Genomic DNA, 21,140 nt, shown 5'->3' with positions numbered 1-21,140 from the left:
GCGCCGGGTCCGAAGTGCCTCAGCCTCGGCGAAAGGGGCGGTGATGCGCAAGGGGGCGCGGGGGATGGGCGGCGGACAGGCGCCGGATGGCCGGGTCCGCGCCGTCACAGCAGGCGTTCAGCTGGCCAGCTTGCCCGCGCCGCTGCCGCCGAGAAAGCCGATGGCGGCCGCCGCCAGCTGCGCCGAGGCCGCCACGCCGTCGATCAGCAGCATGCCGGTGCGCTCTTCCAGCGCCGGCTTCAGAGCTGCCATGCCAGCGCAGCCCAGGACCGCCGCTGCCGCGCCGTCGCTGTCGCGCGCCTTGGAGATCTCGCGGGCCAGGATGTCCAGCGTTGCGGGCGCCCCCTCGTCGATGGTCAAGACCGGCAGGCCCGAGGCCCGCACCGAGGCGCATATCCCCGAGAAGCCGAAGCGGGTGACATTGTCGCGGATCACCGGCACCGAGACCGCCATCGAGGTCACGACCGAGAACCGCAGCCCCAGCACGGCGGCCATCAGGTAGGAGGCCTGGCCGATGCCCAGCACCGGGCAGGGGGCCATGGCGCGCGCCTCCGACAGGCCGGTGTCGTCGAAACAGGCGATGACCACCGCATCGGCCCCATCCTTCAGCACCTCGGCCAGTCTTGCCAGCATGCCGGGCACCGCCGCGTCGCCGTCCTCGGGCCCCTGGATCGCGGCCGGGCCGTCGGAGTTGGTGACGCCCAGAACCTTGGCGCCGGGCAGGGTGGCGCGGGCCACCTCGACCACGTGACGGGTCATCGCCTCGGTGGAATTGGGGTTGATGTAGACGATCTTCATACGCCCTTGCCCGCGTCAGAGCCCGCGCGTGCGCGGCGTTTGCCCAACACCCAGACCGCCAGCAAGAAGGCCGCGATGATCAGCAGCGAGAACGCCGTGGTCAGCGTGCCGAGCGCGTAGATCACCGGGGTGGTGACATTGGTGGTCATGCCGAAGATCTCAAGCGGCAGGGTGTTGTAGCTGCCCGCTGTCAGCAGGGTGCGGGCGAATTCGTCGTAGGAGAGGGTGAAGCCGAAGAGCCCGACCCCGATCAGCGAGGGCGCGATGATCGGCAGCACCACGTAGCGGATGGTCTGCCAGGAGCTCGCGCCCTGGTCGCGGGCGGCTTCCTCGTAGCTCTTGTCAAAGCGGTTGAAGACCGCGAACATGATCAGCAGGCCGAAGGGCAGGGTCCAGGTCAGCTGGCTGCCGAAGCCGGAGGTGGCCCAATGTACCTTCAGCCCCAGCTGGTTGAAGATCAGCCCGACACCCAGCGAGACCAGGATCGAGGGGATCACCAGAGAGGTGATCGCCGCGTAGAAGAGCAGCCCCGAGCCGCGGAAGCGCTTGCGGAAGGCGAGCCCGGCCATGACCGAGACCACGACCGTGGTCACCATGACCATCAGCCCCAGCCCGGCGCTGCGCCGGAAGGCCCCCCAGATGTCTCCGACCGCCTGTTGCTCGAAGAGGTCGCGGAACCAATGGGTGGACACCCCGTTCATCGGGAAGGTCAGCCCGCCCTTCGGTCCCTGGAAGCTGAGGATGCCGATGGTGAAGATCGGCCCGTAGAGGAACAGCACGAAGACGGTGAAGAAGGCGGCCAGCACGTAGAAGCTGCGGGGGCGACGGTCCATGGATCAGAGCTCCTTGCGGATGTTCACGAAGCGCAGCATGACCGCGATCATGATCAGCACCGTGGCCAGCAGCACCACGGCGGTGGCGGCGGCGGAGGGGTATTGCAACAGGGCGATGTCGTTGGAGATCAGCCGCCCGACATTGGCGCGCTGGCTGCCCGACATGAAGCGCACGGTGATGAAATCGCCCATCACCAGGGTCACGACGAAGATCGTGCCGATCATGATGCCCGGCTTGGTCAGCGGCAGGATCACGTGGCGCAGGGTCTGCAGGCCCGAGGCCCCGTTGTCGCGGGCGGCCTCCAGCAGGGCGCGGTCGATGCGCATCATGGTGTTGAAGATCGGCACCACCATGAACAGCGTGTAGAGGTGGACGAAGGCCAGGATCACCGAGAAGTCGGAATAGAGCAGCCACTCCAGCGGCTCGTCGATCAGCCCCCAGGAGATCAGCGTCTGGTTGGCGATGCCGTTGCGGCCCAGGAAGGGAATCCAGCTGATCATGCGGATGATGTTCGAGGTCCAGAAGGGGATGGTGCAGAGCAGGAAAAGCGCGATCTGCATGGTCTGGCTGCGCACGTGGAAGGCCAGGAAATAGGCAACGGTGAAGCCGATCGACAGCGTCAGCGCCCAGGTGATGAAGGCATATTTGAAGGTTGCCCCGAAGACCCTGTAGGTCACGGGCGAGCCGAAGAGGAATTCGTAGTTGTCGAACTGGAAGGCCGGGTAGATCGAGAACTCGGTGGCGCCCCAGAAGCTGACGATCACGATCATCACGATGGGCGCCAGCAGGAAGGCCAGCAGGACCAGGGCCAGCGGGCTGGCCTGGAGCCACCCCAGGAGATGTCTGTTTTTCAGCATGGGAACCTCGTCTGTCCGAGCGCCGGAGGGGTCTTGCAGTCGGTCCGGGGGCGGTCGCCCCCGAACCGTTGACCGCCACAGGGAGGCGGCACTTCCATCGGGGCAAAAGGGTGGAGCCCGTCAGGAAGAGGTCGATTGGTTCATCCGCCTCAGGCGGCGATGAACTCGTTCCACTTGCGGACCATGTACTGGTTCTCGTCCATGACGGCGTTCCAGCAGGCCACGGCGCCCATGCGGTCGTAGAAGGAGCCGCCGTCGCGGGTCTCGCCCGCCTGGGCCAGCACGTCGCCCGTGGGCGAGGTGATGACGTCGGTGGATTCCTTGCCTTCGAACCAGTAGCCCCACTCGTTCGCGGACATGTAATCTTTCGAGGTTTCCGGAACGGCCGAGTAATAGCCCTGGCGCATCAGGTAGCCGCCGACCCAGCCGGAGAGATACCAGTTGATGTATTCGTAGGCCGCATCGAGCTCCATGCCCGACAGCGAGGACGACAGGCCGATGCCGCCGCCCCAGGAGCGGTAGCCCTCTTTCAGCGGCTGGTAGACGCAGGGGATGCCGCGCGACTTCACCGCGGTGATGGCGGGCGACCACATGGACTGGATCACGACCTCGCCCGAGGCCATCAGGTTCACGGATTCGTCGAAGGTCTTCCAGAAGGCGCGGAACTGGCCGGCGCGCTTGGCTTCGGTGAAGATGGCGAAGGTCTTGTCGATCTCTTCCTTCGTCATGTTGCCCTTGTCGCCATACTGGATCTCGCCCATGGCCTCGCAGACCATGGCCATGTCCATGATGCCGATCGAGGAGATGTCGAGGATCGAGGCCTTGCCCTTGAACTCGGGGTTCAGCAGCTCGGTCCAGGACTCGATGGGGCGGCCGATCAGGTCGGGGCGGATGCCCAGGGTGTCGGCGTTGTAGATCGTCGGGATGAGGGTCATCCAGTTGGTCTGCTCATCCGCGAAGGTGGTCGCGCCGGGCTCGGGGATGAAGCCGACGGTATGGGGCGCGGTGCCCTGGGCGATCTCGCTTTCAGGCGTCAGTTTGCCGGATTTGAAGATGCCGACGATCTTGTCGTAATTGGCGATCTTGCTGACATCCATGGCCTGCAGGTTGCCGGTCGGCCAGACCTTCTTGCAGATCCAGTATTCGATGTCGGCGATGTCGAAGCTGTCGGGCTGGGTGGCGGCACGCTGGGTGACGCTGTCGGAATCGAGCGCGGTCATCTCCAGGGTGAAGCCCAGATCCTCTTTGACCTTCATCGCCACGTCGTTCAGGTTCGACACGCCGGTGCCGAACTGGCGCAGGGTGATATCCTTGATGTCCTGGGCCCAGAGCATTGGTGCGGGCAGGGTCGATGCGGCGATGGCGGCGCCACCTGCCTTCAGCAGGGAGCGGCGCGTGTAGCCGACCTTTGATTTAGCCATTGTGATTTCCTCTCTGTTGATCCGATTTTCTTCGGTCTTGGTTTGGGCCGTGTCAGCCCTCGAGGCGGTGGAGCCGCCCTTCGTCCCAGCTGAGCTTCACGGCCTCGCCGGGGGATTTCGGGGAAGCGAAGAAAGCGTCCTCGGGCAGCAATGCCAGGACCTCGTCTCCTGCTTCGGTGCGGGTGGTGACGGCGACCGAGGCCCCCTGGTACTCGACCGCGGTGATGGTCGCGCCGACGAGGCCCTCGTTGCTCAGGCGCACGGCATCGGCACGCACGGTGACCTTGCCCTGCGGCAGGGCCAGCACGTTGTGGCCGCCGATGAAACGGGCGACGAATTCGGTGCGCGGGCGGGCCCAGACCTCTCGCGCGGGGCCGGCCTGTTCGATAACGGCGTTGTTCATCACCACGATCTCGTCGGCCAGCGCCAGGGCCTCGTCCTGGCCGTGGGTGACGTGGATGAAGGTGATGCCCAGCTCGCGCTGCAGTTTCTTCAGCTCGGTCCGCATGCGGATGCGCAGGAACGGATCGAGCGCCGAGAGCGGCTCGTCGAGCAGCAGCACCTTGGGTTCGGTCACCAGCGCGCGCGCCAGGGCAACCCGCTGCTGCTGGCCGCCCGAAAGCTGCGCCGGCAGGCGGTCGGCCAGGTGGGTCATGTCGACGAGCTCCAGCAACTCGTTGGCGCGGGCGTGACGGGTGGGCTTGTCGACGCCCTTCATGCGCAGCGAGAAGGCCACGTTGTCGCGCACGCTCAGATGCGGAAAGAGCGCGTAGTTCTGGAACATCATCGCCGTGCCGCGCTGCGCCGGCGCCAGGTGCGAGACATCGGCCCCGTCGAGCAGGATCGAGCCTTCGCTGACCTCCTCGTGGCCGGCGATCATCCGCAGGGTCGAGGATTTGCCGCAGCCCGAGGGCCCGAGGAAGCAGACGTAGCTGCCCGGCGCGAAGACATGGTTCAGGTCTTTCACGGCCAGGGTGTCCCCGTAGCGCTTGGTCAGGTGAACCAGTTCAAGATCGTAGCCCGTGCGCATGTTACCTCCACTGCGGCTGTTGCGATCAGCCTGCGGTGCTGCGCTGCGGAATCGTCATGAAAACGTCCGCCGGAGGGTCGTCGTACCTGGGAATGAGCGAAACTTGTGCAGCATTGTGTCCAATCGTTTCAATATTGAGCGCAATATCGTATACAACTTAGTTCACAACGGCTCTTCGCCGCGTCCGCCTTGTTCCCGCCACCGCGAATCGTAAAAAGAGAAACAGAGGCAACCTGTGACCGAGGCCATGACCCCCAGCGACGCAAAGACCTGGACGAGCGAGACCGTCGCGGGCGATCTTGAAAGAGCCATTCACGAACATCGGCTCCCCCCCGGCACCAAGTTGGGCGAGGACGAACTGGGCGAGGCCTATGGGATCAGCCGGACGCTGGTGCGCGCGGCGCTGCAGGCGCTCTCCTACCGTCGCCTGGTCGAGCTGAAGCGCAACCGGGGCGCCTTCGTGGCCCAGCCCACGGTGGCCGAGGCCCGCGAGGTCTTCGAGGCCCGCGCGCTGCTGGAGCCACGCACCGCCCATTCCGCCGCCGTGCGCATGACCGACGCGGCGCTGGATGAGCTGCGCGCCCATATCACCGCCGAGCATGATGCGCTGCGCGAAGGCGACACGGGGCGGGCGCTGTTCCTCTCGGGCCAGTTCCATATCCTCATCGCCCAGGTCGCCGATCAGCGCACCATCGAGGCCTTCGTCTCCGAGCTGATCTCGCGGTCCTCGCTGATCATCGCGCTCTATTGGCGCCGTCGCGCCGCCATGTGCGAAAGCCAGGCGCACCACGCGCTGATCGACGCCTTCGAGGCGCGCGACGGGGTTCTGGCGGAAGAGCTGATGAAGAACCACCTGCTGGATCTCATGGCCTCGCTGGATCTGCGCAATCTGGTGCCGCGCCCGCAATCCCTGCGCGAGGCGCTAGGCCGGTAGCCGCGACGGCGCGGCACACCGTTCAGGACAACGCAAAAGGGCGCCCCGAGGGCGCCCTTCGTTTTTTCAAGGAGATCCGCGATCAGTCGCGCGGCTTGCGGCGCGGCGGGGTGTCGGCGGTCATCCGGGGCTTGCGGGCAGCAGGCTTGCCATCGGGGCGCTGGAAGCCGGCGCCCTGGAAGGTGCCATCCTTCTTCACGCCGCCACGCCGGGCCGCAGGGGCCTTGGCACCTGGCTTCTTGTCACCGAAGCTCTTGCCGCCGGGCTTCTTGAAGCCGCCGCCGTCCTTCTTCGGGCCGTCCTTCTTGAAACCGCCTTCTTTCTTGAAGCCGCCTTCCTTCTTGAATCCACCGGCCTTCTTGAAGCCGGGCTTGTCGTCGCGGGCACCGGGGCCTGCGTCGCGCGGACCCTTGTCCTTCCAGACGCGGGCGGTGGATTTCGGCGCGCCGGCGTCCTTGCGGGGCTTGTAGGGGGCCTTCACCTCGGGATCGTCGACGCGGGGTGCGTCGTCGAAGTCGCGGCGCGGCTTGGGACGGCTCTTGAAGTCGCCGCGGTCGCCGCGATCATCATTGCGCTTGCCCTGGTAGCCACCCCGGTCGCCGCCGGGGCGATCGCCACGGGGACCGCCGAAGGAGCCGCCGCGCGGACCGCCGGGCTTGCCGCCCTTGCGCGGACCCGAAGGGCCGAGGTCGGGGGCGGCATCCAGCTTGCGGGCCTTGATGTCATCGGCCAGCTCGCCATCGGCGCCGAGCGCGGCATCGAACTGCGCCGAGGAGGCCTCGGCCACTTCGATGAAGGTCTCGTCTTCGCGGATACGGATGGCGCCGATGGCGCTCTTTTCGAGGTCCGTGGCACGCAGCACCATGGGCAGCAGCCAGCGCGGCTCGGCGCGGGTGGCGCGACCGACGGAGAGCGAATACCACTTTGCAGGCCCGAAATCGCGCGGCGCCTTGGAGGGGCCGGCATCGGGGGCCAGCAGCTCTTCGGGCGCGGCATGCTTGGCGCGGCGCTGGCGCAGGAAGGCGGCAGCGACGGCTTCGGCGCCGTGGCGCTCCAGCAGGCGGGCGGCGAGGGCGGTGGTTTCCTCGTCCACCGGCTCGGCCCAGGCGGGGTCTTCCATCAGGTTGACCTCGTCACGCTCGAGGATCTCCTGCGCTGAGGGGGGCAGGGTCCATTCGGCTTCGATCTTGGCCCATTTCAGCAGGCGTTCGGCGCGGTGCACGGCCTTCGGCGGCACGATCAGCGCCGAGGTGCCCTTGCGGCCGGCGCGGCCGGTCCGGCCCGAGCGGTGCAGCAGGCTTTCGGTATTGGTGGGCAGGTCGGCGTGGATGACCAGCGTCAGGTTCGGCAGGTCGATGCCGCGTGCGGCCACGTCGGTGGCGACGCAGACACGGGCGCGCCCGTCGCGCATGGCCTGCAGCGCGTGGCCACGTTCGGCCTGGCTGAGTTCACCGGAGAGCGTCACCACGGGGATGCCGCGATTGCCGAGGCGCGCGGCGAGGTTGTTCACCGCGACGCGGGTGTTGGCGAAGACGATGGCGCTTTCGCCCTCGTGGAAACGCAGCAGGTTGAAGATCGCGTTGTCGCTGTCGGAATGGGCGACGCGCACCGCCTGGTAGGAGATGTCGGAATGCTGCTCGGCCTTGGTCACCAGGTTGATGCGCTTGGCATCGGTCTGCACCTCGGCGGCCAGCTTGGCGATCATCGGAGAGACGGTGGCCGAGAAGAGCAGCGTGCGGCGTTCGGCCGGGGCCTCGCCCAAGATGAACTCAAGGTCTTCGCGGAAGCCCAGGTCGAGCATCTCGTCGGCCTCGTCCAGCACCACGGCGCGGATCTCGCCCAGGTCCAGCGCGCCACGGCGCAGGTGGTCCGAGAGACGGCCGGGGGTGCCGACGACGATATGGGTGCCGCGTTCCAGGGCACGGCGCTCCTGGCGCATGTCCATGCCGCCGACGCAGGCCATCACATGGGCGCCGGCCTTGCCGTAGAGCCAGCGCAGCTCCTGCATCACCTGCAGTGCCAACTCGCGGGTCGGTGCGATGATCAGCGCCTGCGGCGTGGCGGCGGGGCCGAATTCGGTGGCCTCTCCCAGCAGGGTGGGGGCGATGGCCAGGCCGAAACCGACGGTCTTGCCAGAGCCGGTCTGGGCCGAGACGAGAAGGTCTTGCGAGACCAGCTCGGGGTCGGAGACGGCCTCCTGCACGGCGGTCAGCGTGTCATAGCCGCGCTCGGCCAGCGCCTCGGAGAGGGGGGGGATCATTTTACGGGGCTCCAATGGGAAATCGGCGCCTTCGTGGCGCTTCGTCGGGACGGAAGCCGCCCCTGTAACGGGGCGCGCGGGTAAAGTATATCGCCAATTTGCCCGCAGAGGCTGTATTTAGGGGGATTTTGTCCCTTTTCGGCGGTTCCATGCGACCGGGACCGGGGTGGCGCCGCCGTGGTGCGGGGAGCTGCGGCCGGGCTTTGATGCTCATTTCATGGGCGAATTTCGTAACGCCTTCCTGACATGCTGCCCGAGCAGAGGGACCGGGGCGGGCATCTTGTCCCGCCTGTTGCCGGATGCGGGCAAACCCGTTTCTCTGCGGGAAGGGCCGTACCGGCCGTGCAGGAGGGACCTATGGACAGGATCGACATGCTGGTGATCGGCTCGGGGCCCGCCGGGCGCCGCGCGGCGGTGCAATCGGCCAAGCTGGGCAAGAGCGTGCTGGTGGTCGACAAGGGGCGACGGCTGGGCGGGGTCTCGGTCCATACCGGCACGATCCCTTCGAAGACCCTGCGCGAGACGGTGCTGAACCTCTCGGGCTGGCGTGAGCGCGGCTTCTACGGCCAGGGCTACCGGGTGAAGCAGGATATCTCTGCCATCGACCTGATGCAGCGGCTGCACAAGACCCTGGATCACGAGGTCGAGGTGCTGCAGCACCAGTTCATGCGCAACATGGTGCGCTCGGGCTTCGGCGAAGTGCGCTTTCTCGACAGCAATACCGCCGAGATCCGCACCGAGACCGGCGAATGCACCATGGTCGAATTCGACAAGGCGCTGATTGCCACCGGCACACATCCCTATCGCCCCTCCCATATCCCCTTCGACCGCAGCCGGGTCTTCGACAGTGACGAGATCCTCGAGCTGGAGCGGATCCCGCGTTCGATGACGGTGATCGGCGGCGGGGTGATCGGGGTGGAATATGCCACGATCTTCTCGGCGCTCGACGTGCCGGTGACCCTGGTCGAGGCGCGGGACGAGATCCTCAGCTTCGTCGATCGCGAGATCGTCGATGACTTCATCCACCAGATGCGCGACCGGGGCATGACCATCCGGTTGGGTGCCAAGGTGAAATCGGTCTCGACCGGGCCCACCGGGGTGGACCTTGTGCTGGACGACGGGCGGCGGGTGCGCTCGGACACGCTGCTTTTTGCCGCCGGGCGCGCGGGCAATGTCGAGCGGCTGAACCTGCCCGCCATCGGCATCGAGCCCGACAGCCGCGGCCGCCTCAAGGTGAACCCCCATACCTTCCAGACCGAGGCCCCCAATATCTATGCCGCCGGCGACGTGATCGGCTTCCCGGCGCTGGCCTCGACTTCGATGGAGCAGGGCCGCGTTGCCGCCTGCCACGCCTTCGAGGTTTCGCCTCCGCCGCCGCCCGAGACCTTCCCCTATGGCATCTACGCCGTGCCCGAGATCTCGACCGTGGGGCAATCCGAGGAAGAGGTGCGCGCCTCGGGTGAGCCCTATGAATGCGGGATCGCGCGGTTCCGCGAGACGTCGCGGGGGCATATCATGGGGGTGCATGCGGGCTTCCTGAAGCTGATCTTCTCGCTCAAGTCGCGCCGCCTGCTGGGCGCGCATATCGTCGGGGAAGGGGCCACCGAGCTCATCCATATCGGCCAGGCGGTGATCAACCTGCATGGCACGGTGGATTTCTTCGTCGAGAATACCTTCAACTATCCGACCCTGGCCGAGGCCTACAAGGTCGCCGGGCTGGATGCCTGGAACCGGATGGGCGCCGGGTAGCGCTCCCGGATGATCGAACCTGTCGCCCTGCGGTGGGCGTTCGAGTGAGTATTTTCAGCCTGGTGATGATGTTTGGAGGGGCTTTGGAGGCCGGGACGGGGCCATTTGCAAACCGCGGGCCCGCCCTTTGCAAACTTAGGGTGCCTGGAAGCGCCGACGGCATGTCGCATCACCAGGCTGAAGATACTCGAGTGCGCTTGCGGATTGCGCGCGGTCAATCGAGGGTGGGGCCGGTTTGCACGGCGATGTCCTGGCGCAGGGTGCCGGTGGTGTCGAAGATCAGCAGGCGCTGATCGGCCGTGACGACGGCGTACCAGCCCCGGCCCTGGGTGACGGCTTCGGCCTTTGTGCCTTCGGGCAGGGTGATTTCTGCCGGCAGGGCAGGGGCGGGGGGACGCGCAAAACGGATGACAATCAGTCCGACCAGCGTTATCAGCCCCAGGATCATTACCACCAGAAGCAGGGTCACGAGCCGGCGCAGCAGGCGCAGGTTGGCGGGCTCCGCTGCCGGTTCCGCCATAAGGTCGCGCTGCATGTCCCGTCCCATCTCCGAGATCCCTTCCGGCCAGGTCCTGTCGGTGCGCATCGAGGCCGATCCGCCTGCGCGTCTTGATAAGGCGCTTTCCCGCGATGTGCCAGAGCAGGCCTCGCTGTCGCGCACCCGGCTGGCGCGGCTGATTTCCGAGGGCCAGGTGCGGCGGGGCACAGAGGTGCTGAGTGATCCCAAGGCCAGGGTCGCCGAAGGGGACCTGATCGAGATCACCCTGCCCGAGGCCGTGGCGGTCGAGACCCAGGCGGAAGAGATCCCGCTGGATATCGTCTTCGAGGACGACGAGATGGTGATCGTCAACAAGCCCGCCGGCATGGTGGTGCATCCGGCGCCCGGCAGTCCGGGCGGGACGCTGGTCAATGCGCTGCTGGCCCATTGCGGCGACAGCCTGTCGGGGATCGGTGGCGAGAAACGCCCCGGTATCGTGCATCGCATCGACAAGGAGACCTCGGGTCTGCTGGTCGTGGCCAAGTCCGACCGGGCCCATCACGCCCTGGCCGCGCAGTTCGAGAAACACACCGCCGAGCGCGCCTACCTGGCGCTTTGCCACGGCGTGCCGGACCCAGCCGACCCGCGCCTGCGTGGCATCCGAGGGGCCTCCTTCGAGCCGGGCGGGGTGCTGAAGCTGCAGACCCAGCTTGGCCGCCATCGCTCTGACCGGCAGAAGCAGGCGGTCTATTTCGACCAGGGGCGCCATGCGGTGACGCGGGCGCGGCTGCTTAGGCGGATCGGCACGCCGCCGGCGCTGGCGCTGGTGGAATGCCGGCTGGAGACCGGGCGCACCCATCAGATCCGGGTGCACATGGCCCATGCAGGTCATGCGCTGGTCGGGGATCCGGTCTATGGCGGGCGCCGCAAGGCCTCGGTCAAGGCGCTTGGGGCCGCAGCGGCAGCCGCGGTGGATGCCTTTCCCCGCCAGGCCCTGCATGCGGCGGTGCTGGGGGTGACCCATCCGGTCAGCGGCGAGCTGCTGCGCTTCGAGGCGCCCCTGCCGGAGGACATGCAGGCCCTGCTGGACGTGCTTCCCGAAAGCTGAGCTGCCGATCTCTGCTTCTGCGCCCCGCCGTTGTGCGAATTTGCGCAGAAATGGCCGTTGCGGGCAATCGATGTGCGGCAGTATCGTGAGGCCGAACAAAGCACCGTGAGCGGCTGACATCTGGGCCGCTTTCCGCGGGCGAAATCTTCATATCGCGTTAGGCTTTGGGTGAGAGATGGTTGAACCGTGTCACCCGCATGCCTATGTCCATGTTAAGATGGTTTACATGGCGCATAAAAACCTCGGAAGGACAGAGAGTTGAGTAATTACGCAAATTTGCCGGCACCGTCCCCGGAAGGCGGTCTGAACCGCTACATGCAGGAAATCCGCAAGTTTCCGATGCTGGAGCCGGAAGAGGAATACATGCTGGCCAAGCGTTGGGTCGAGGACCAGGATACCCCCTCGGCGCACAAGCTGGTCACCAGCCACCTGCGTCTCGCGGCCAAGATCGCCATGGGCTATCGCGGCTATGGCCTGCCCCAGGCCGAAGTGATCAGCGAAGCCAACGTGGGTCTGATGCAGGCGGTGAAGCGCTTCGATCCCGAGCGGGGCTTCCGCCTGGCGACCTACGCCATGTGGTGGATCCGGGCCTCGATCCAGGAATACATCCTGCGGTCCTGGAGCCTGGTGAAGCTGGGTACCACCTCGGCCCAGAAGAAGCTGTTCTTCAACCTGCGCAAGGCCAAGGCCCGTATCGGCGCGCTGGAAGAGGGCGACCTGCGCCCCGAGCACGTGAAGCAGATCGCCCATGATCTGGGCGTGACCGAGGCTGAGGTGACCTCGATGAACCGCCGCATGGCGGGGTCGGACGCGTCGCTGAACGCCACCGTCGGCTCGGATGCCGACAGCACCATGCAGTGGCAGGACTGGCTGGAGGACGAGGATGCCGACCAGGCCAGCGACTACGAGGCCCGTGACGAGCTGGACGCGCGCCGTGCCCTGCTGGCCGAGGCGATGGATGTGCTGAACGACCGCGAGAAGGACATCCTGACCCAGCGACGCCTGACCGAAGAGACTGTGACGCTCGAGGATCTTTCTTCGAAATACGACGTCAGCCGCGAGCGTATCCGCCAGATCGAGGTGCGGGCCTTCGAGAAGCTGCAGAACCGCATGCGAGAGCTGGCGGATGAGAAGGGCATGATGGCGCAGGCCTGACCTGCTGCACTTTGCAAACCCCTATCGGCAAAGCTTTGCAAACCCGCCCGTTTGGGCGGGTTTTCCTTTGCGCGCGGCGCTGTATGGTCGGGGCAAAGGGAGATATCAGACATGAGCCATGAACCTGTCCGCTGGGGCATCCTCGGTGCCGCGAATTTTGCCATCAACGTGATGGGGCCCGCGATCCATGCCGCGAAAGGCGCCGAGATCCGCGCCGTTGCCTCGTCCTCGGAAGAGAAGATCGCCCCGTTCCGCGCCTTCGCGCCGGGCATCCGCTATCACGCCAGTTACGAGGCGCTGCTGGCCGATCCCGAGATCGACGCGGTCTATATTCCGCTGCCGAACCACATCCACGTGGAATGGACGATCAAGGCGCTGGAAGCCGGCAAGCATGTGCTTTGCGAAAAGCCGATTGCCATGCAGGAGGCCGATTTCGACCGGCTGATCGCCGCGCGGGATGCCTCGGGGCTGCTGGCCTCGGAGGCCTTCATGATCGTGCATCATCCGCAGTGGCAGCGGGTCAAGGCGCTGCTGGCCGCGGGCGAGATCGGAGAGCTGCTGCAGGTCAACGCCATGTTCACCTACGAGAATTCCGACATGGGCAATATCCGCAACAAGCCCGAGACCGGCGGCGGCGGGCTGCGTGACATCGGGGTCTATACCTTCGGCGCCACGCGCTTTGCCACCGGCCAGGAACCCGTGGCGATGAAGGATGCACGGATGGAGCTGCGCCACGGTGTCGATACGCTCTCGGCCAATGTCTTCGATTTCGGCGGCTTCGATCTGCATTCGCTGGTCTCGACCCGGATGATGGGCCGTCAGGAGATGCAGTTCCACGGCAGCGAGGGCAGCATCGTGGTGAGCTGTCCCTTCAATGCGCTGCATTTCTCTCAGGCGGAGCTGCGCATCAACCGCGCGGGCGAGGAGCGGCTGGAGCGCTTCCCGCGCTTCGATCAGTACATCCTGCAGGTCGAGGCCTTCGGTGCCGCGATGCGTGGCGAGGCCAGCTGGCCCTGGCCTCTGGAAGCGGCACGCGGCACCCAGGCGATGATCGACCAGGCGCTGAGCGCCGACTAGGTCCCGGGGGCGGCGGGGCGGGTTCCACCCACCCTGCCGCCTGCGCCCATATCGGACGCGTGGCGCACGGGTCCGAATGTCGCGCCCCTGGCAGGCGCGGGAGCGAACCGGCTCAGCGCTTGCGTGGCCCGCGGAGCCAGCGCCAGAACGGCACCACGTCCAGCGCGATGACCGCGACGCCTAGCGGCAGCATCCAGAACCCCAGGATGGGCAGGAAGCCCAGCAATCCGCCGGCCATCAGCAGCAGGCCTATGGGCAGGCGCGTGCCGGGCGGAAGAAAACGGCGGACCCTGACCAGGGCCCGCCGCAAACGGTTCTTCAAGGATTGGCGCGGGCGCCGGGACATGTCAGTCCTCCATCGCCTCCAGCTCGTCGATGAAGCCTTCGATCATCGACAGGCCCTTGTCCCAGAAGGCGGGGTCGGACGCGTCGAGGCCGAAGGGGGCCAGAAGCTCCTTGTGGTGCTTCGAGCCACCGGCCTTCAGCATGTCGAAGTACTTGTCCTGGAAGCCCTCGGGGGATTCCTCGTAAACCGCGTAGAGCGCGTTCACCAGGCCGTCGCCGAAGGCATAGGCGTAGACGTAGAAGGGCGAGTGGACGAAGTGGGGGACATAGGCCCAGTAGGTCTCGTAGCCCTCCATGAAGTCGAAGGCCGGGCCCAGGCTTTCGGCCTGCACCGACATCCAGAGCGCGTTGATATCCTCGGGCGTCAGCTCTCCGCCGCGGCGCGCCTCGTGCAGCTTGCACTCGAAGTCGTAGAAGGCGATCTGGCGCACGACCGTGTTGATCATGTCCTCGACCTTGCCGGCCAGAAGGGTCTTCTTCTGCTCTTTTGTCTCGGCCTTGGCGAGCATGGCGCGGAAGGTCAGCATCTCGCCGAAGACCGAGGCCGTTTCGGCCAGGGTCAGCGGGGTCGACGAGAGCATCTCGCCCTGACCAGCGGCCAGCACCTGGTGCACGCCGTGGCCCAGCTCATGCGCCAGCGTCATCACGTCGCGCGGTTTGCCGAGGTAGTTCAGCATCACGTAGGGATGGACCTCGGTCACCGTGGGGTGGGCGAAGGCGCCGGGGGCCTTGCCGGGCTTCACGCCCGCGTCGATCCAGCCATCGGTGAAGAAGGGCTTGGCGATCTCGGCCATCTTCGGAGAGAAGCCCTCGTAGGCCTCCATCACCGTAGCCTCGGCCTCGTCCCAGTTGACCAGCTTGGGCTCTTCGGTGGGCAGGGGCGCGTTGCGGTCCCAGACCTGCATGCGATCGAGGCCAAGCCACTTGCGCTTGAGCTCGTAGTAGCGGTGGCTGAGGCGCGGGTAGGCGGCGACCACGGCATCGCGCAGCGCCTCGACCACCTCGGGCTCGACGTGGTTCGACAGGTGACGGCCGGTCTGGGCGGTCGGCATGCCGCGCCAGCGGTCGATGACCTCCTTCTCCTTGGCGGTCGTGTTGTGGACGCGGGCGAAGGTGCGGATGTTGGCGTTGAGCACACGGGCCAGCTCGCGCGCGGCGGCCTCGCGCTTGGCGCGGTCGTGATCAGTCAGCAGGGTCAGCGTGCCCTCGATGCCCAGCTCCTCGCCGTCGATGTCGAAGGTCAGGCCCGCGATGGTCTCGTCAAAGAGCTTTTCCCAGGCGTCGCCGACCACGCCGAGGTCGTGCAGGAACTTCTCCAGCTCGTCGGAAAGCTGGTAGTCCTTCATGGCGCGGATGCGGTCGAAGACCGGCTTGTAGCGCGCCAGCTCGGCATTCTCGGCGAAGAGCCCGTCCAGGTGGTCTTCGGGCAGGCGGTTGATTTCCAGCGTGAAGAAGACCAGCGGCGTGGTGAAATTGGTCAGCTTGTCCTGCATGTCGGACATGAACTTGACCCGCTCTCCTGCCGTGGTCAGCTGGTAGTAGCGCAGGCCCGCGTAGGACATGATCCGGCCCGAGATCGCCTGGATCTTCTCGTTGCGCAGGACGCAATCAAGGAAGCCCTCGGCGTCGAGCTCGGCCAGCTTGCCCTCGAAGTCGGTGGCGAAACGGGCGCAGGCCTCTTCCAGCCAGTCCAGGTCGCGCTTCAGCTCGGCTGCATCGGGGGCGGGGTAGAGATCGGTCAGGTCCCATTCGGGCAGCTCACCGAAGGGGCTGTCGCCCTCACCGGCCAGCGCATTCGCGTCGCGGGGCAGGGGATGGCCGGATTGGAACGGGGCGGCAAAGGGCAGGCTGCGCATGGGACCTCCAGTAACTTCGGGAATTCAGACATAGGTCCCCATGGGGGGCGGGGCAAGGTCGCCCAAGGCCACAGGGCCGAAGGTCGGATGAAACGGGCGGGTTTTCCGCCTGGGGCGGGCGCCCTCGGGGGCATCGAGCCCCCTCGGGCGCGGCGGCCCGAGCCGCCGGGCGCCATGGGCGGCGGCAGGCTTCTTGTCCCTTGCCTTCGGCTTGGTGAAAGCATGTGGAAGGGGGCATTGCCCCGCCCTTTGACAGAGGCGCATCGCCTCAGGCGCTGGCGCGATTGCCGTCCGTGCCGGTCAGCTGGGCCTCGAAATGGGCGGCGCAGGCGTCGAAGGTGCGGCGACGGATTTCATCGCCCTCCATCATGACTTCGTGCCGGGCGCCCTCGACCAGTTCCAGCTTGCCGCCGGGCCAGGCGGCCATGCGGTCGCGGATACGCTGCGGTGAGACGATGCTTTCCAGCGAGCCGAGGAAGGTCAGGCAGGGCACCGCGGGCGAGGGCATGCGCGCCAGGCGAAGCATCTCGCGCAGGGCCTCGTTCAGCCACTTCATCGTCGGCCCGCCGATCATCAGCTCGGGATGGGCCTGGGCCTGGCGGCGCATGTAGTCGTACATCCCGCGGTCGGTGGTCAGCTTGTTGGCCTCGAAAGGCTCGAACAGCACGTAGGTTTCGGACTTGGTGCCCGGCGAAAGCGTTTCGGCCATGCCCAGGTAATGCGAGGTGCTGGAGAGCATCCAGGCGATCGGGCGCAGGAAGGCGGGCAGCTCGATCCCCCACATCGGCGCCGTGAAGGCCGCGGCCTTGACCGGCAGGCCCTCGTGCAGGGCGCGCAGCCCGATGCAGCCGCCCATGGAATGGGCCAGCAGGAACAGCGGCCCCTCGACGCCCATGCCGGGGAGGGCGGACAGCAGGGCCTCGACATCCATCTGGTATTCCGAAAAGCGCGCCACATGGCCAAGCGCCGGATCGCCCGCGACCCGGTCGGCCAGACCCTGGCCGCGCCAGTCCACAGTCAGCGTGGCAAAGCCGCGGGCGGCAAAGTCCGTCGCCGCGCGACCGTATTTCTCTGCGTATTCGGTGCGGCCGGGAAAGAGCAGCACGGTGCCCTTGGACCCCTGCAGCGGCCAGTGGACCAGCCGCAGCCGGACCCCGTCCCGCGCCTTGACCCAGCGGGCGAAACCGCCCGCCGGCGCATCGGCGTGTTCCTCGAAAAGCGGCGCGTCTTGCAAGTCGATACTGGTCACGTATTCCTCCCGATGCGGGCTGCGGGTTCCTCCCGATGCAGCCTGGGGCCGGCGGCTGCCGGCCCGCAGTACCCTGGCGCGTGCTGGCGTCCGTCGCGGGCCGGTCGCCTCAGCCCAGAACGGAGCCCAGCTTCATCGCCGCGCCCATGTCGCCGTCGACGCTGAGCTTGCCGGTCATGAAAGCCGTGGTCGGGTTAAGATCTCCCGAAAGCATGTCCTGGAAAGTTTCCACGTCGGCGCTGAGGGTCACATCGGCCTCGTCGCCCTCTTCGGCGGGACGCGCGCCCTCGGAGCTGACGAAGATCTCGCCCTCGTCCTCGATTGCGAATTTCGCCGTGAAATCCATATCTTCGCCGGACAGCTTCTCGTTCAGTGCCGCCACGGCTGCAGAGATGACTTCGCTCATGTCGCGCTTCCTTCAATTTTAAATGATCAGGGGGTCTCAAACCCGCTCTCTCGCGCTACACTTATAGGCGTCATGAGCGCTTTCAATCGACATCTCAAATCGGCTTTGGCCATTTTTGCCGCAGCGTTATTCCTGCTGCCCCCCAGTCTAGGGCGGGCCGACGATTCGGTCACCTCCTCGGTGGCGGGCCCCCAGGCGAGGGCGGCAGAACCGCTCATTGCCGCGCTGGCAGAGGCCGATGCCGCCGAAGCCCGGCAAATCGTGCGCGAGCTTGAACTGATCTGGTCGAGCTCGGGCTCGTCCTCGATGGATCTGCTGCTGCGCAAGGGCCGCGACGCCCTCGAACGCGGAGATCTGGACCAGGCCGTGGGCCATTTCTCGGCCCTGATCGACCATGCGCCGGGTTTCGCCGAAGGCTGGCACATGCGGGCCATGGCCTTCTTCCGAATGGAGGAACTGGGCCTGGCCCAGGCCGATCTGGAACAGGCGCTGGCGCTCAATCCGCTCAATTTCCAAAGCGCCTACGGGCTGGCCGTGGTGCTCGAGGAAACCGGCCGGATCGATGCCGCCCACGCGGGTTACAGCGCCATCCTGAAGATCTATCCGGCGCATGAAGACTCGCTCGCGGGACGCGACCGGCTTGCACCTCGGGTCTCGGGCAGCGATATCTGAGCCTGAACGCACTGGCGGAGAGGGCAGGGAATGTCCCCAAAGGGCAGGATCACTGCGGTCCTCGGGCCGACAAATACCGGCAAGACCCATTATGCGATCGAGCGGATGCTCGGTCACCGTACCGGCATCATCGGGTTGCCGCTGCGATTGCTGGCGCGCGAGGTCTATGACCGAATCGTCGCCGCGCGCGGCCCCTCGGTGGTGGCCCTGGTCACCGGAGAAGAGCGCATCGTGCCGCCGCGGACCAAGTATTGGGTCTGCACGGTCGAGGCCATGCCCGAGGGCATGGGCTGCGATTTCCTGGCGGTGGACGAGATTCAGCTTTGCGCTGACCCCGAGCGCGGTCATGTCTTCACAGACCGGCTGCTGCGCTCGCGCGGGCTGGTCGAGACGATGTTCCTGGGCTCGCATTCCATGCGCGGGGTCATCGCCGACCTGCTGCCCGAGACGCAGTTCATCCGCCGGGAGCGCATGTCCGAGCTGACCTATGCCGGCGGGCGCAAGATCGCCCGGCTGCCGACGCGCTCGGCGGTGGTGGGGTTCTCGGTCGACAACATCTACGCCATGGCCGAGCTGATCCGCCGCCAGAAGGGCGGCGCGGCTGTGGTGATGGGCGCGCTCAGCCCGCGCACCCGCAACGCCCAGGTCGAGCTCTACCAGAATGGCGACGTGGACTACCTGGTGGCCACCGATGCCATCGGCATGGGCCTGAACCTGGACGTGCGCCACGTGGCCTTCTCGGCCCTGACCAAGTTCGACGGCCGCCGGATGAGAGAGCTCTTTCCCCATGAAATGGGCCAGATTGCCGGCCGGGCGGGACGGGGCATGTCCGATGGCACCTTCGGGGTCACTGGCGAGGCGGGCTCGCTGCCGCCGGAACTGGCCGAGGCGATCATGTCGCATCGCTTCGCTCCGGTGCGCAAACTGCAGTGGCGCAACCCGCAGCTCAACTTCGCCGGCATTGATCCGCTGATCGCCTCGCTGGAGGTGGCCCCCCCAGGACGAGCGCCTGCTGAGGGCGCGCGAGGCCGATGACCTGATCGCGCTGAAGTCCATGGCCTCGGATGCCGAGGTGCGGGCGCGGGCGACCTCGACCAGCGCCATGCGACTGCTCTGGGATGTCTGCCGCATCCCCGATTTCCGGGGTATCAGCCATGCCGAACACGCCGGTCTGCTGACCCGGATCTATGGCTTCCTGCACGAGAGCGGGCGGGTGCCGGATGACTGGCTGGCGACGCAGATCCGGCGCATCGACCGAACCGAGGGCGATATCGACACGCTCTCGAAACGGCTGGCCTTCATCCGCACATGGACCTATGTCGCGCAGCGCAATGGCTGGGTAGATGACGAAAGTCATTGGCGCGACGCAACTCGCGCGGTAGAAGACCGCTTGTCGGATGCGCTTCACGCGCGTCTGACCCAAAGATTTGTGGACCGGCGCACCAGTGTTCTGATGCGGCGGCTCAAGCAGAAGGAGGCCCTCTTGGCCGATGTGAGTGATACCGGCGAAGTGACCGTCGAAGGCGAATTCGTGGGCCGTCTGGAAGGCTTCCGCTTCCGACAGGACAAGGAAGCCGAAGGGCAGGAGGCCAAGACCCTCCGCCAGGCCAGCCTCCAGGCTCTTATCCCCCATTTCAACCTCCGGGCGGATCGTTTCTACAACGCCCCGGATACCGAGATCGACTTCACCGAACAGGGTGGTCTGATGTGGGGCGACCAGGCGGTCGGCAAGCTTGCGGCGGGCGCTGAGCCCATGAAGCCGCAGGTCGTGGCCTTCGTCGATGAGGAAGCCGGACCGGACGTTGCCCAGAAGGTGCAGCGCCGCCTGCAGCATTTCATCGACCGCAAGGTGGCCGCGCTCTTCGAGCCGCTGGTCAACCTGCAGCGCGATGAGACCCTGACCGGCCTGGCCCGAGGCTTCGGCTTCCGGATGGTCGAGAGCCTGGGCATCCTGCCCCGTGGCGAGGTCGCCGATGACGTGAAGCAGCTGGACCAGGACGCCCGTGGCGCCCTGCGCAAGCATGGCATCCGTTTCGGCCAGTACACGATCTTCATGCCGCTTCTGCTCAAGCCCGCTCCGACGCGCCTGCGCCTTGTGCTGTGGTCGCTGTCCAAGGACCTGCAGGAATTCCCCGAGGCGCCGCCTCCGGGCCTGGTGACCGTGCCCGCCGAGAAGGACCTGCCGCAGGGCTATTTCGCCATGGCCGGCTACCGTGCCGCCGGCGAACGCGCCATCCGCATCGACATGCTCGAACGCCTGGCCGACATGCTGCGCAGCGAAGACAGCCGTGGCGGCTTCGAGGCCAAGGCCGACATGCTCTCGATCACCGGCATGACGCTCGAGCAGTTCGCCGACCTCATGCAGGGTCTGGGCTACAAGGCCGAGAAGGGTGAACGGGAGAAGGTGAAAGCCGCCCCCGAAGCAACTGCACCCGAAGCGCCCGCCGCTGAGGCTGCCGCCGAGGGCGAAGCTGCGCCCGAGGCCCCGGAGACGCCCTCCGAGACCGCAGCCGAGGCACCTGCCGAAACTGCTGCCGAAGCGCCCGCCGAACCCGCTGCCGAGACCCCTGCGGAGACCCCCGCAGAGGCGACCGAGGCCGTAGGCGAGGCCGAGCAGGAGGTCTTCTTCACCTTCACCTGGGCCGGCCGTGCCGCGCGTCAGAACCGCGACGGCCAGCGTGGCCGTGGCCGTGGTGGCGAACGTCCCCAGGGCGAGCAGCGCCAGGGCCGTGGTCCCAAGGGCGACCGTCCCAGGGGCGACCGCAAGGGTGGCAAGCCCAAGGGCGACCGCAAGGGCGGTGGCAACAAGGCCAAGACCTTCGAGGCCGCTCCGCCGAAGAAGAAGGACCGGATCGACCCGGACAATCCCTTCGCGGCGGCGCTCATGGGCCTGAAGACCAAGGACTGATCC

At 66.7% G+C, this 21,140-nt stretch carries 17 protein-coding genes and 1 pseudogene; 7 read left to right on the top strand and 11 right to left on the bottom strand.

Going from position 1 to position 21,140, the window contains the following annotated elements; genetic code table 11:
• Positions 1-117: 117 nt before the first annotated feature.
• From CRO50_RS18180 to CRO50_RS18160, 5 genes are all read right to left on the bottom strand, one after another.
• Positions 118-798 carry an aspartate/glutamate racemase family protein gene (locus CRO50_RS18180; protein WP_097147361.1) on the bottom strand — a complete coding sequence of 227 codons (681 nt, stop codon included), beginning with the start codon at positions 796-798 and terminating at the stop codon, positions 118-120.
• Positions 795-1,631, bottom strand: a complete 837-nt coding sequence (locus CRO50_RS18175) for an ABC transporter permease (RefSeq protein WP_097147360.1) — start codon at positions 1,629-1,631, stop codon at positions 795-797. Before CRO50_RS18175 ends, CRO50_RS18180 begins: the two co-directional genes overlap by 4 nt.
• Positions 1,632-1,634: 3 nt before the next feature.
• Positions 1,635-2,489: an ABC transporter permease gene (locus tag CRO50_RS18170; protein ID WP_097147359.1), complete on the bottom strand. Its 855-nt coding sequence runs from the start codon at positions 2,487-2,489 to the stop codon at positions 1,635-1,637.
• Between the two features lie 149 nt (positions 2,490-2,638).
• Positions 2,639-3,910: an ABC transporter substrate-binding protein gene (locus CRO50_RS18165; RefSeq protein WP_097147358.1), complete on the bottom strand. Its 1,272-nt coding sequence runs from the start codon at positions 3,908-3,910 to the stop codon at positions 2,639-2,641.
• A gap of 52 nt (positions 3,911-3,962) precedes the next feature.
• Positions 3,963-4,940 carry an ABC transporter ATP-binding protein gene (locus tag CRO50_RS18160; RefSeq protein WP_097147357.1) on the bottom strand — a complete coding sequence of 326 codons (978 nt, stop codon included), beginning with the start codon at positions 4,938-4,940 and terminating at the stop codon, positions 3,963-3,965.
• A 247-nt stretch (positions 4,941-5,187) separates the two neighbouring features.
• Here CRO50_RS18160 and CRO50_RS18155 point away from each other — a divergent pair, with 247 nt between their 5' ends.
• Entirely contained in the window at positions 5,188-5,874 is a 687-nt protein-coding gene (locus CRO50_RS18155; RefSeq protein WP_097147386.1) for a GntR family transcriptional regulator, read from the top strand.
• An 82-nt stretch (positions 5,875-5,956) separates the two neighbouring features.
• On the opposite strand, the gene CRO50_RS18150 is transcribed toward CRO50_RS18155, so the two are convergent.
• Positions 5,957-8,134: a DEAD/DEAH box helicase gene (locus CRO50_RS18150; protein ID WP_097147356.1), complete on the bottom strand. Its 2,178-nt coding sequence runs from the start codon at positions 8,132-8,134 to the stop codon at positions 5,957-5,959.
• A 357-nt stretch (positions 8,135-8,491) separates the two neighbouring features.
• Here CRO50_RS18150 and sthA point away from each other — a divergent pair, with 357 nt between their 5' ends.
• Positions 8,492-9,883, top strand: coding sequence for a Si-specific NAD(P)(+) transhydrogenase (gene sthA / locus CRO50_RS18145; protein WP_097147355.1), 1,392 nt, complete (start codon positions 8,492-8,494; stop codon positions 9,881-9,883).
• 214 nt (positions 9,884-10,097) lie between these two features.
• Here sthA and CRO50_RS18140 read toward each other — a convergent pair whose 3' ends face one another.
• Entirely contained in the window at positions 10,098-10,418 is a 321-nt protein-coding gene (locus CRO50_RS18140) for a DUF6476 family protein (protein WP_179747320.1), read from the bottom strand.
• On the opposite strand from CRO50_RS18140, the gene CRO50_RS18135 reads away from it, so the two are divergent.
• From CRO50_RS18135 to CRO50_RS18125, 3 genes are all read left to right on the top strand, one after another.
• Complete coding sequence (locus tag CRO50_RS18135) at positions 10,417-11,469, top strand: RluA family pseudouridine synthase (RefSeq protein ID WP_097147354.1); 1,053 nt, start codon at positions 10,417-10,419, stop codon at positions 11,467-11,469. The two genes, CRO50_RS18140 and CRO50_RS18135, sit on opposite strands and share 2 nt — an antisense overlap.
• Before the next feature lie 258 nt (positions 11,470-11,727).
• Complete coding sequence (gene rpoH / locus CRO50_RS18130) at positions 11,728-12,624, top strand: RNA polymerase sigma factor RpoH (protein ID WP_097147353.1); 897 nt, start codon at positions 11,728-11,730, stop codon at positions 12,622-12,624.
• 111 nt (positions 12,625-12,735) lie between these two features.
• Positions 12,736-13,701: a Gfo/Idh/MocA family protein gene (locus CRO50_RS18125; protein ID WP_097147352.1), complete on the top strand. Its 966-nt coding sequence runs from the start codon at positions 12,736-12,738 to the stop codon at positions 13,699-13,701.
• Between the two features lie 112 nt (positions 13,702-13,813).
• On the opposite strand, the gene CRO50_RS18120 is transcribed toward CRO50_RS18125, so the two are convergent.
• The 4 genes from CRO50_RS18120 to CRO50_RS18105 all read right to left on the bottom strand — a co-directional run bounded on the left by CRO50_RS18120 (position 13,814) and on the right by CRO50_RS18105 (position 17,557).
• Positions 13,814-14,047 (bottom strand): hypothetical protein, encoded by a 234-nt coding sequence (locus CRO50_RS18120; RefSeq protein WP_097147351.1) that lies wholly within the window; start codon positions 14,045-14,047, stop codon positions 13,814-13,816.
• A 1-nt stretch (position 14,048) separates the two neighbouring features.
• The gene (locus tag CRO50_RS18115; RefSeq protein ID WP_097147350.1) at positions 14,049-15,902 is read right to left on the bottom strand and encodes a M3 family oligoendopeptidase; all 1,854 of its coding nucleotides are present in this window, start codon (positions 15,900-15,902) and stop codon (positions 14,049-14,051) included.
• Between the two features lie 268 nt (positions 15,903-16,170).
• On the bottom strand, positions 16,171-17,151 hold the full coding sequence (locus CRO50_RS18110) for an alpha/beta fold hydrolase (protein WP_332835678.1): 981 nt from the start codon (positions 17,149-17,151) through the stop codon (positions 16,171-16,173).
• 109 nt (positions 17,152-17,260) lie between these two features.
• Positions 17,261-17,557 (bottom strand): SCP2 sterol-binding domain-containing protein, encoded by a 297-nt coding sequence (locus tag CRO50_RS18105; protein ID WP_097147349.1) that lies wholly within the window; start codon positions 17,555-17,557, stop codon positions 17,261-17,263.
• A gap of 180 nt (positions 17,558-17,737) precedes the next feature.
• Here CRO50_RS18105 and CRO50_RS18100 point away from each other — a divergent pair, with 180 nt between their 5' ends.
• Positions 17,738-18,229 carry a tetratricopeptide repeat protein gene (locus CRO50_RS18100; protein WP_232617682.1) on the top strand — a complete coding sequence of 164 codons (492 nt, stop codon included), beginning with the start codon at positions 17,738-17,740 and terminating at the stop codon, positions 18,227-18,229.
• A 30-nt stretch (positions 18,230-18,259) separates the two neighbouring features.
• Positions 18,260-21,137 (top strand): annotated as a pseudogene (locus CRO50_RS18095) (helicase-related protein).
• Positions 21,138-21,140 lie beyond the last annotated feature (3 nt).

The sequence above is a fragment of the Pseudooceanicola antarcticus genome (assembly GCF_900215355.1).
Taxonomy (GTDB): Bacteria; Pseudomonadota; Alphaproteobacteria; order Rhodobacterales; family Rhodobacteraceae; genus Pseudooceanicola; species Pseudooceanicola antarcticus.
Note: the sequence above shows the minus strand (reverse complement) of the source record. Positions and strands in the feature narration are given on the sequence as shown.

What these genes read in the sequence shown, in the direction of transcription:
- CRO50_RS18115 (WP_097147350.1), bottom strand. Translation starts at nt 15,902, where the DNA reads ATGCGCAGCCTGCCCTTTGCCGCCCCGTTCCAATCCGGCCATCCCCTG.
- CRO50_RS18170 (WP_097147359.1), bottom strand. Translation starts at nt 2,489, where the DNA reads ATGCTGAAAAACAGACATCTCCTGGGGTGGCTCCAGGCCAGCCCGCTG.
- sthA (WP_097147355.1), top strand. Translation starts at nt 8,492, where the DNA reads ATGGACAGGATCGACATGCTGGTGATCGGCTCGGGGCCCGCCGGGCGC.
- CRO50_RS18180 (WP_097147361.1), bottom strand. Translation starts at nt 798, where the DNA reads ATGAAGATCGTCTACATCAACCCCAATTCCACCGAGGCGATGACCCGT.
- CRO50_RS18155 (WP_097147386.1), top strand. Translation starts at nt 5,188, where the DNA reads ATGACCCCCAGCGACGCAAAGACCTGGACGAGCGAGACCGTCGCGGGC.
- CRO50_RS18140 (WP_179747320.1), bottom strand. Translation starts at nt 10,418, where the DNA reads ATGCAGCGCGACCTTATGGCGGAACCGGCAGCGGAGCCCGCCAACCTG.
- CRO50_RS18105 (WP_097147349.1), bottom strand. Translation starts at nt 17,557, where the DNA reads ATGAGCGAAGTCATCTCTGCAGCCGTGGCGGCACTGAACGAGAAGCTG.
- CRO50_RS18175 (WP_097147360.1), bottom strand. Translation starts at nt 1,631, where the DNA reads ATGGACCGTCGCCCCCGCAGCTTCTACGTGCTGGCCGCCTTCTTCACC.
- CRO50_RS18150 (WP_097147356.1), bottom strand. Translation starts at nt 8,134, where the DNA reads ATGATCCCCCCCCTCTCCGAGGCGCTGGCCGAGCGCGGCTATGACACG.
- CRO50_RS18135 (WP_097147354.1), top strand. Translation starts at nt 10,417, where the DNA reads ATGTCCCGTCCCATCTCCGAGATCCCTTCCGGCCAGGTCCTGTCGGTG.
- CRO50_RS18125 (WP_097147352.1), top strand. Translation starts at nt 12,736, where the DNA reads ATGAGCCATGAACCTGTCCGCTGGGGCATCCTCGGTGCCGCGAATTTT.
- CRO50_RS18120 (WP_097147351.1), bottom strand. Translation starts at nt 14,047, where the DNA reads ATGTCCCGGCGCCCGCGCCAATCCTTGAAGAACCGTTTGCGGCGGGCC.
- CRO50_RS18160 (WP_097147357.1), bottom strand. Translation starts at nt 4,940, where the DNA reads ATGCGCACGGGCTACGATCTTGAACTGGTTCACCTGACCAAGCGCTAC.
- CRO50_RS18165 (WP_097147358.1), bottom strand. Translation starts at nt 3,910, where the DNA reads ATGGCTAAATCAAAGGTCGGCTACACGCGCCGCTCCCTGCTGAAGGCA.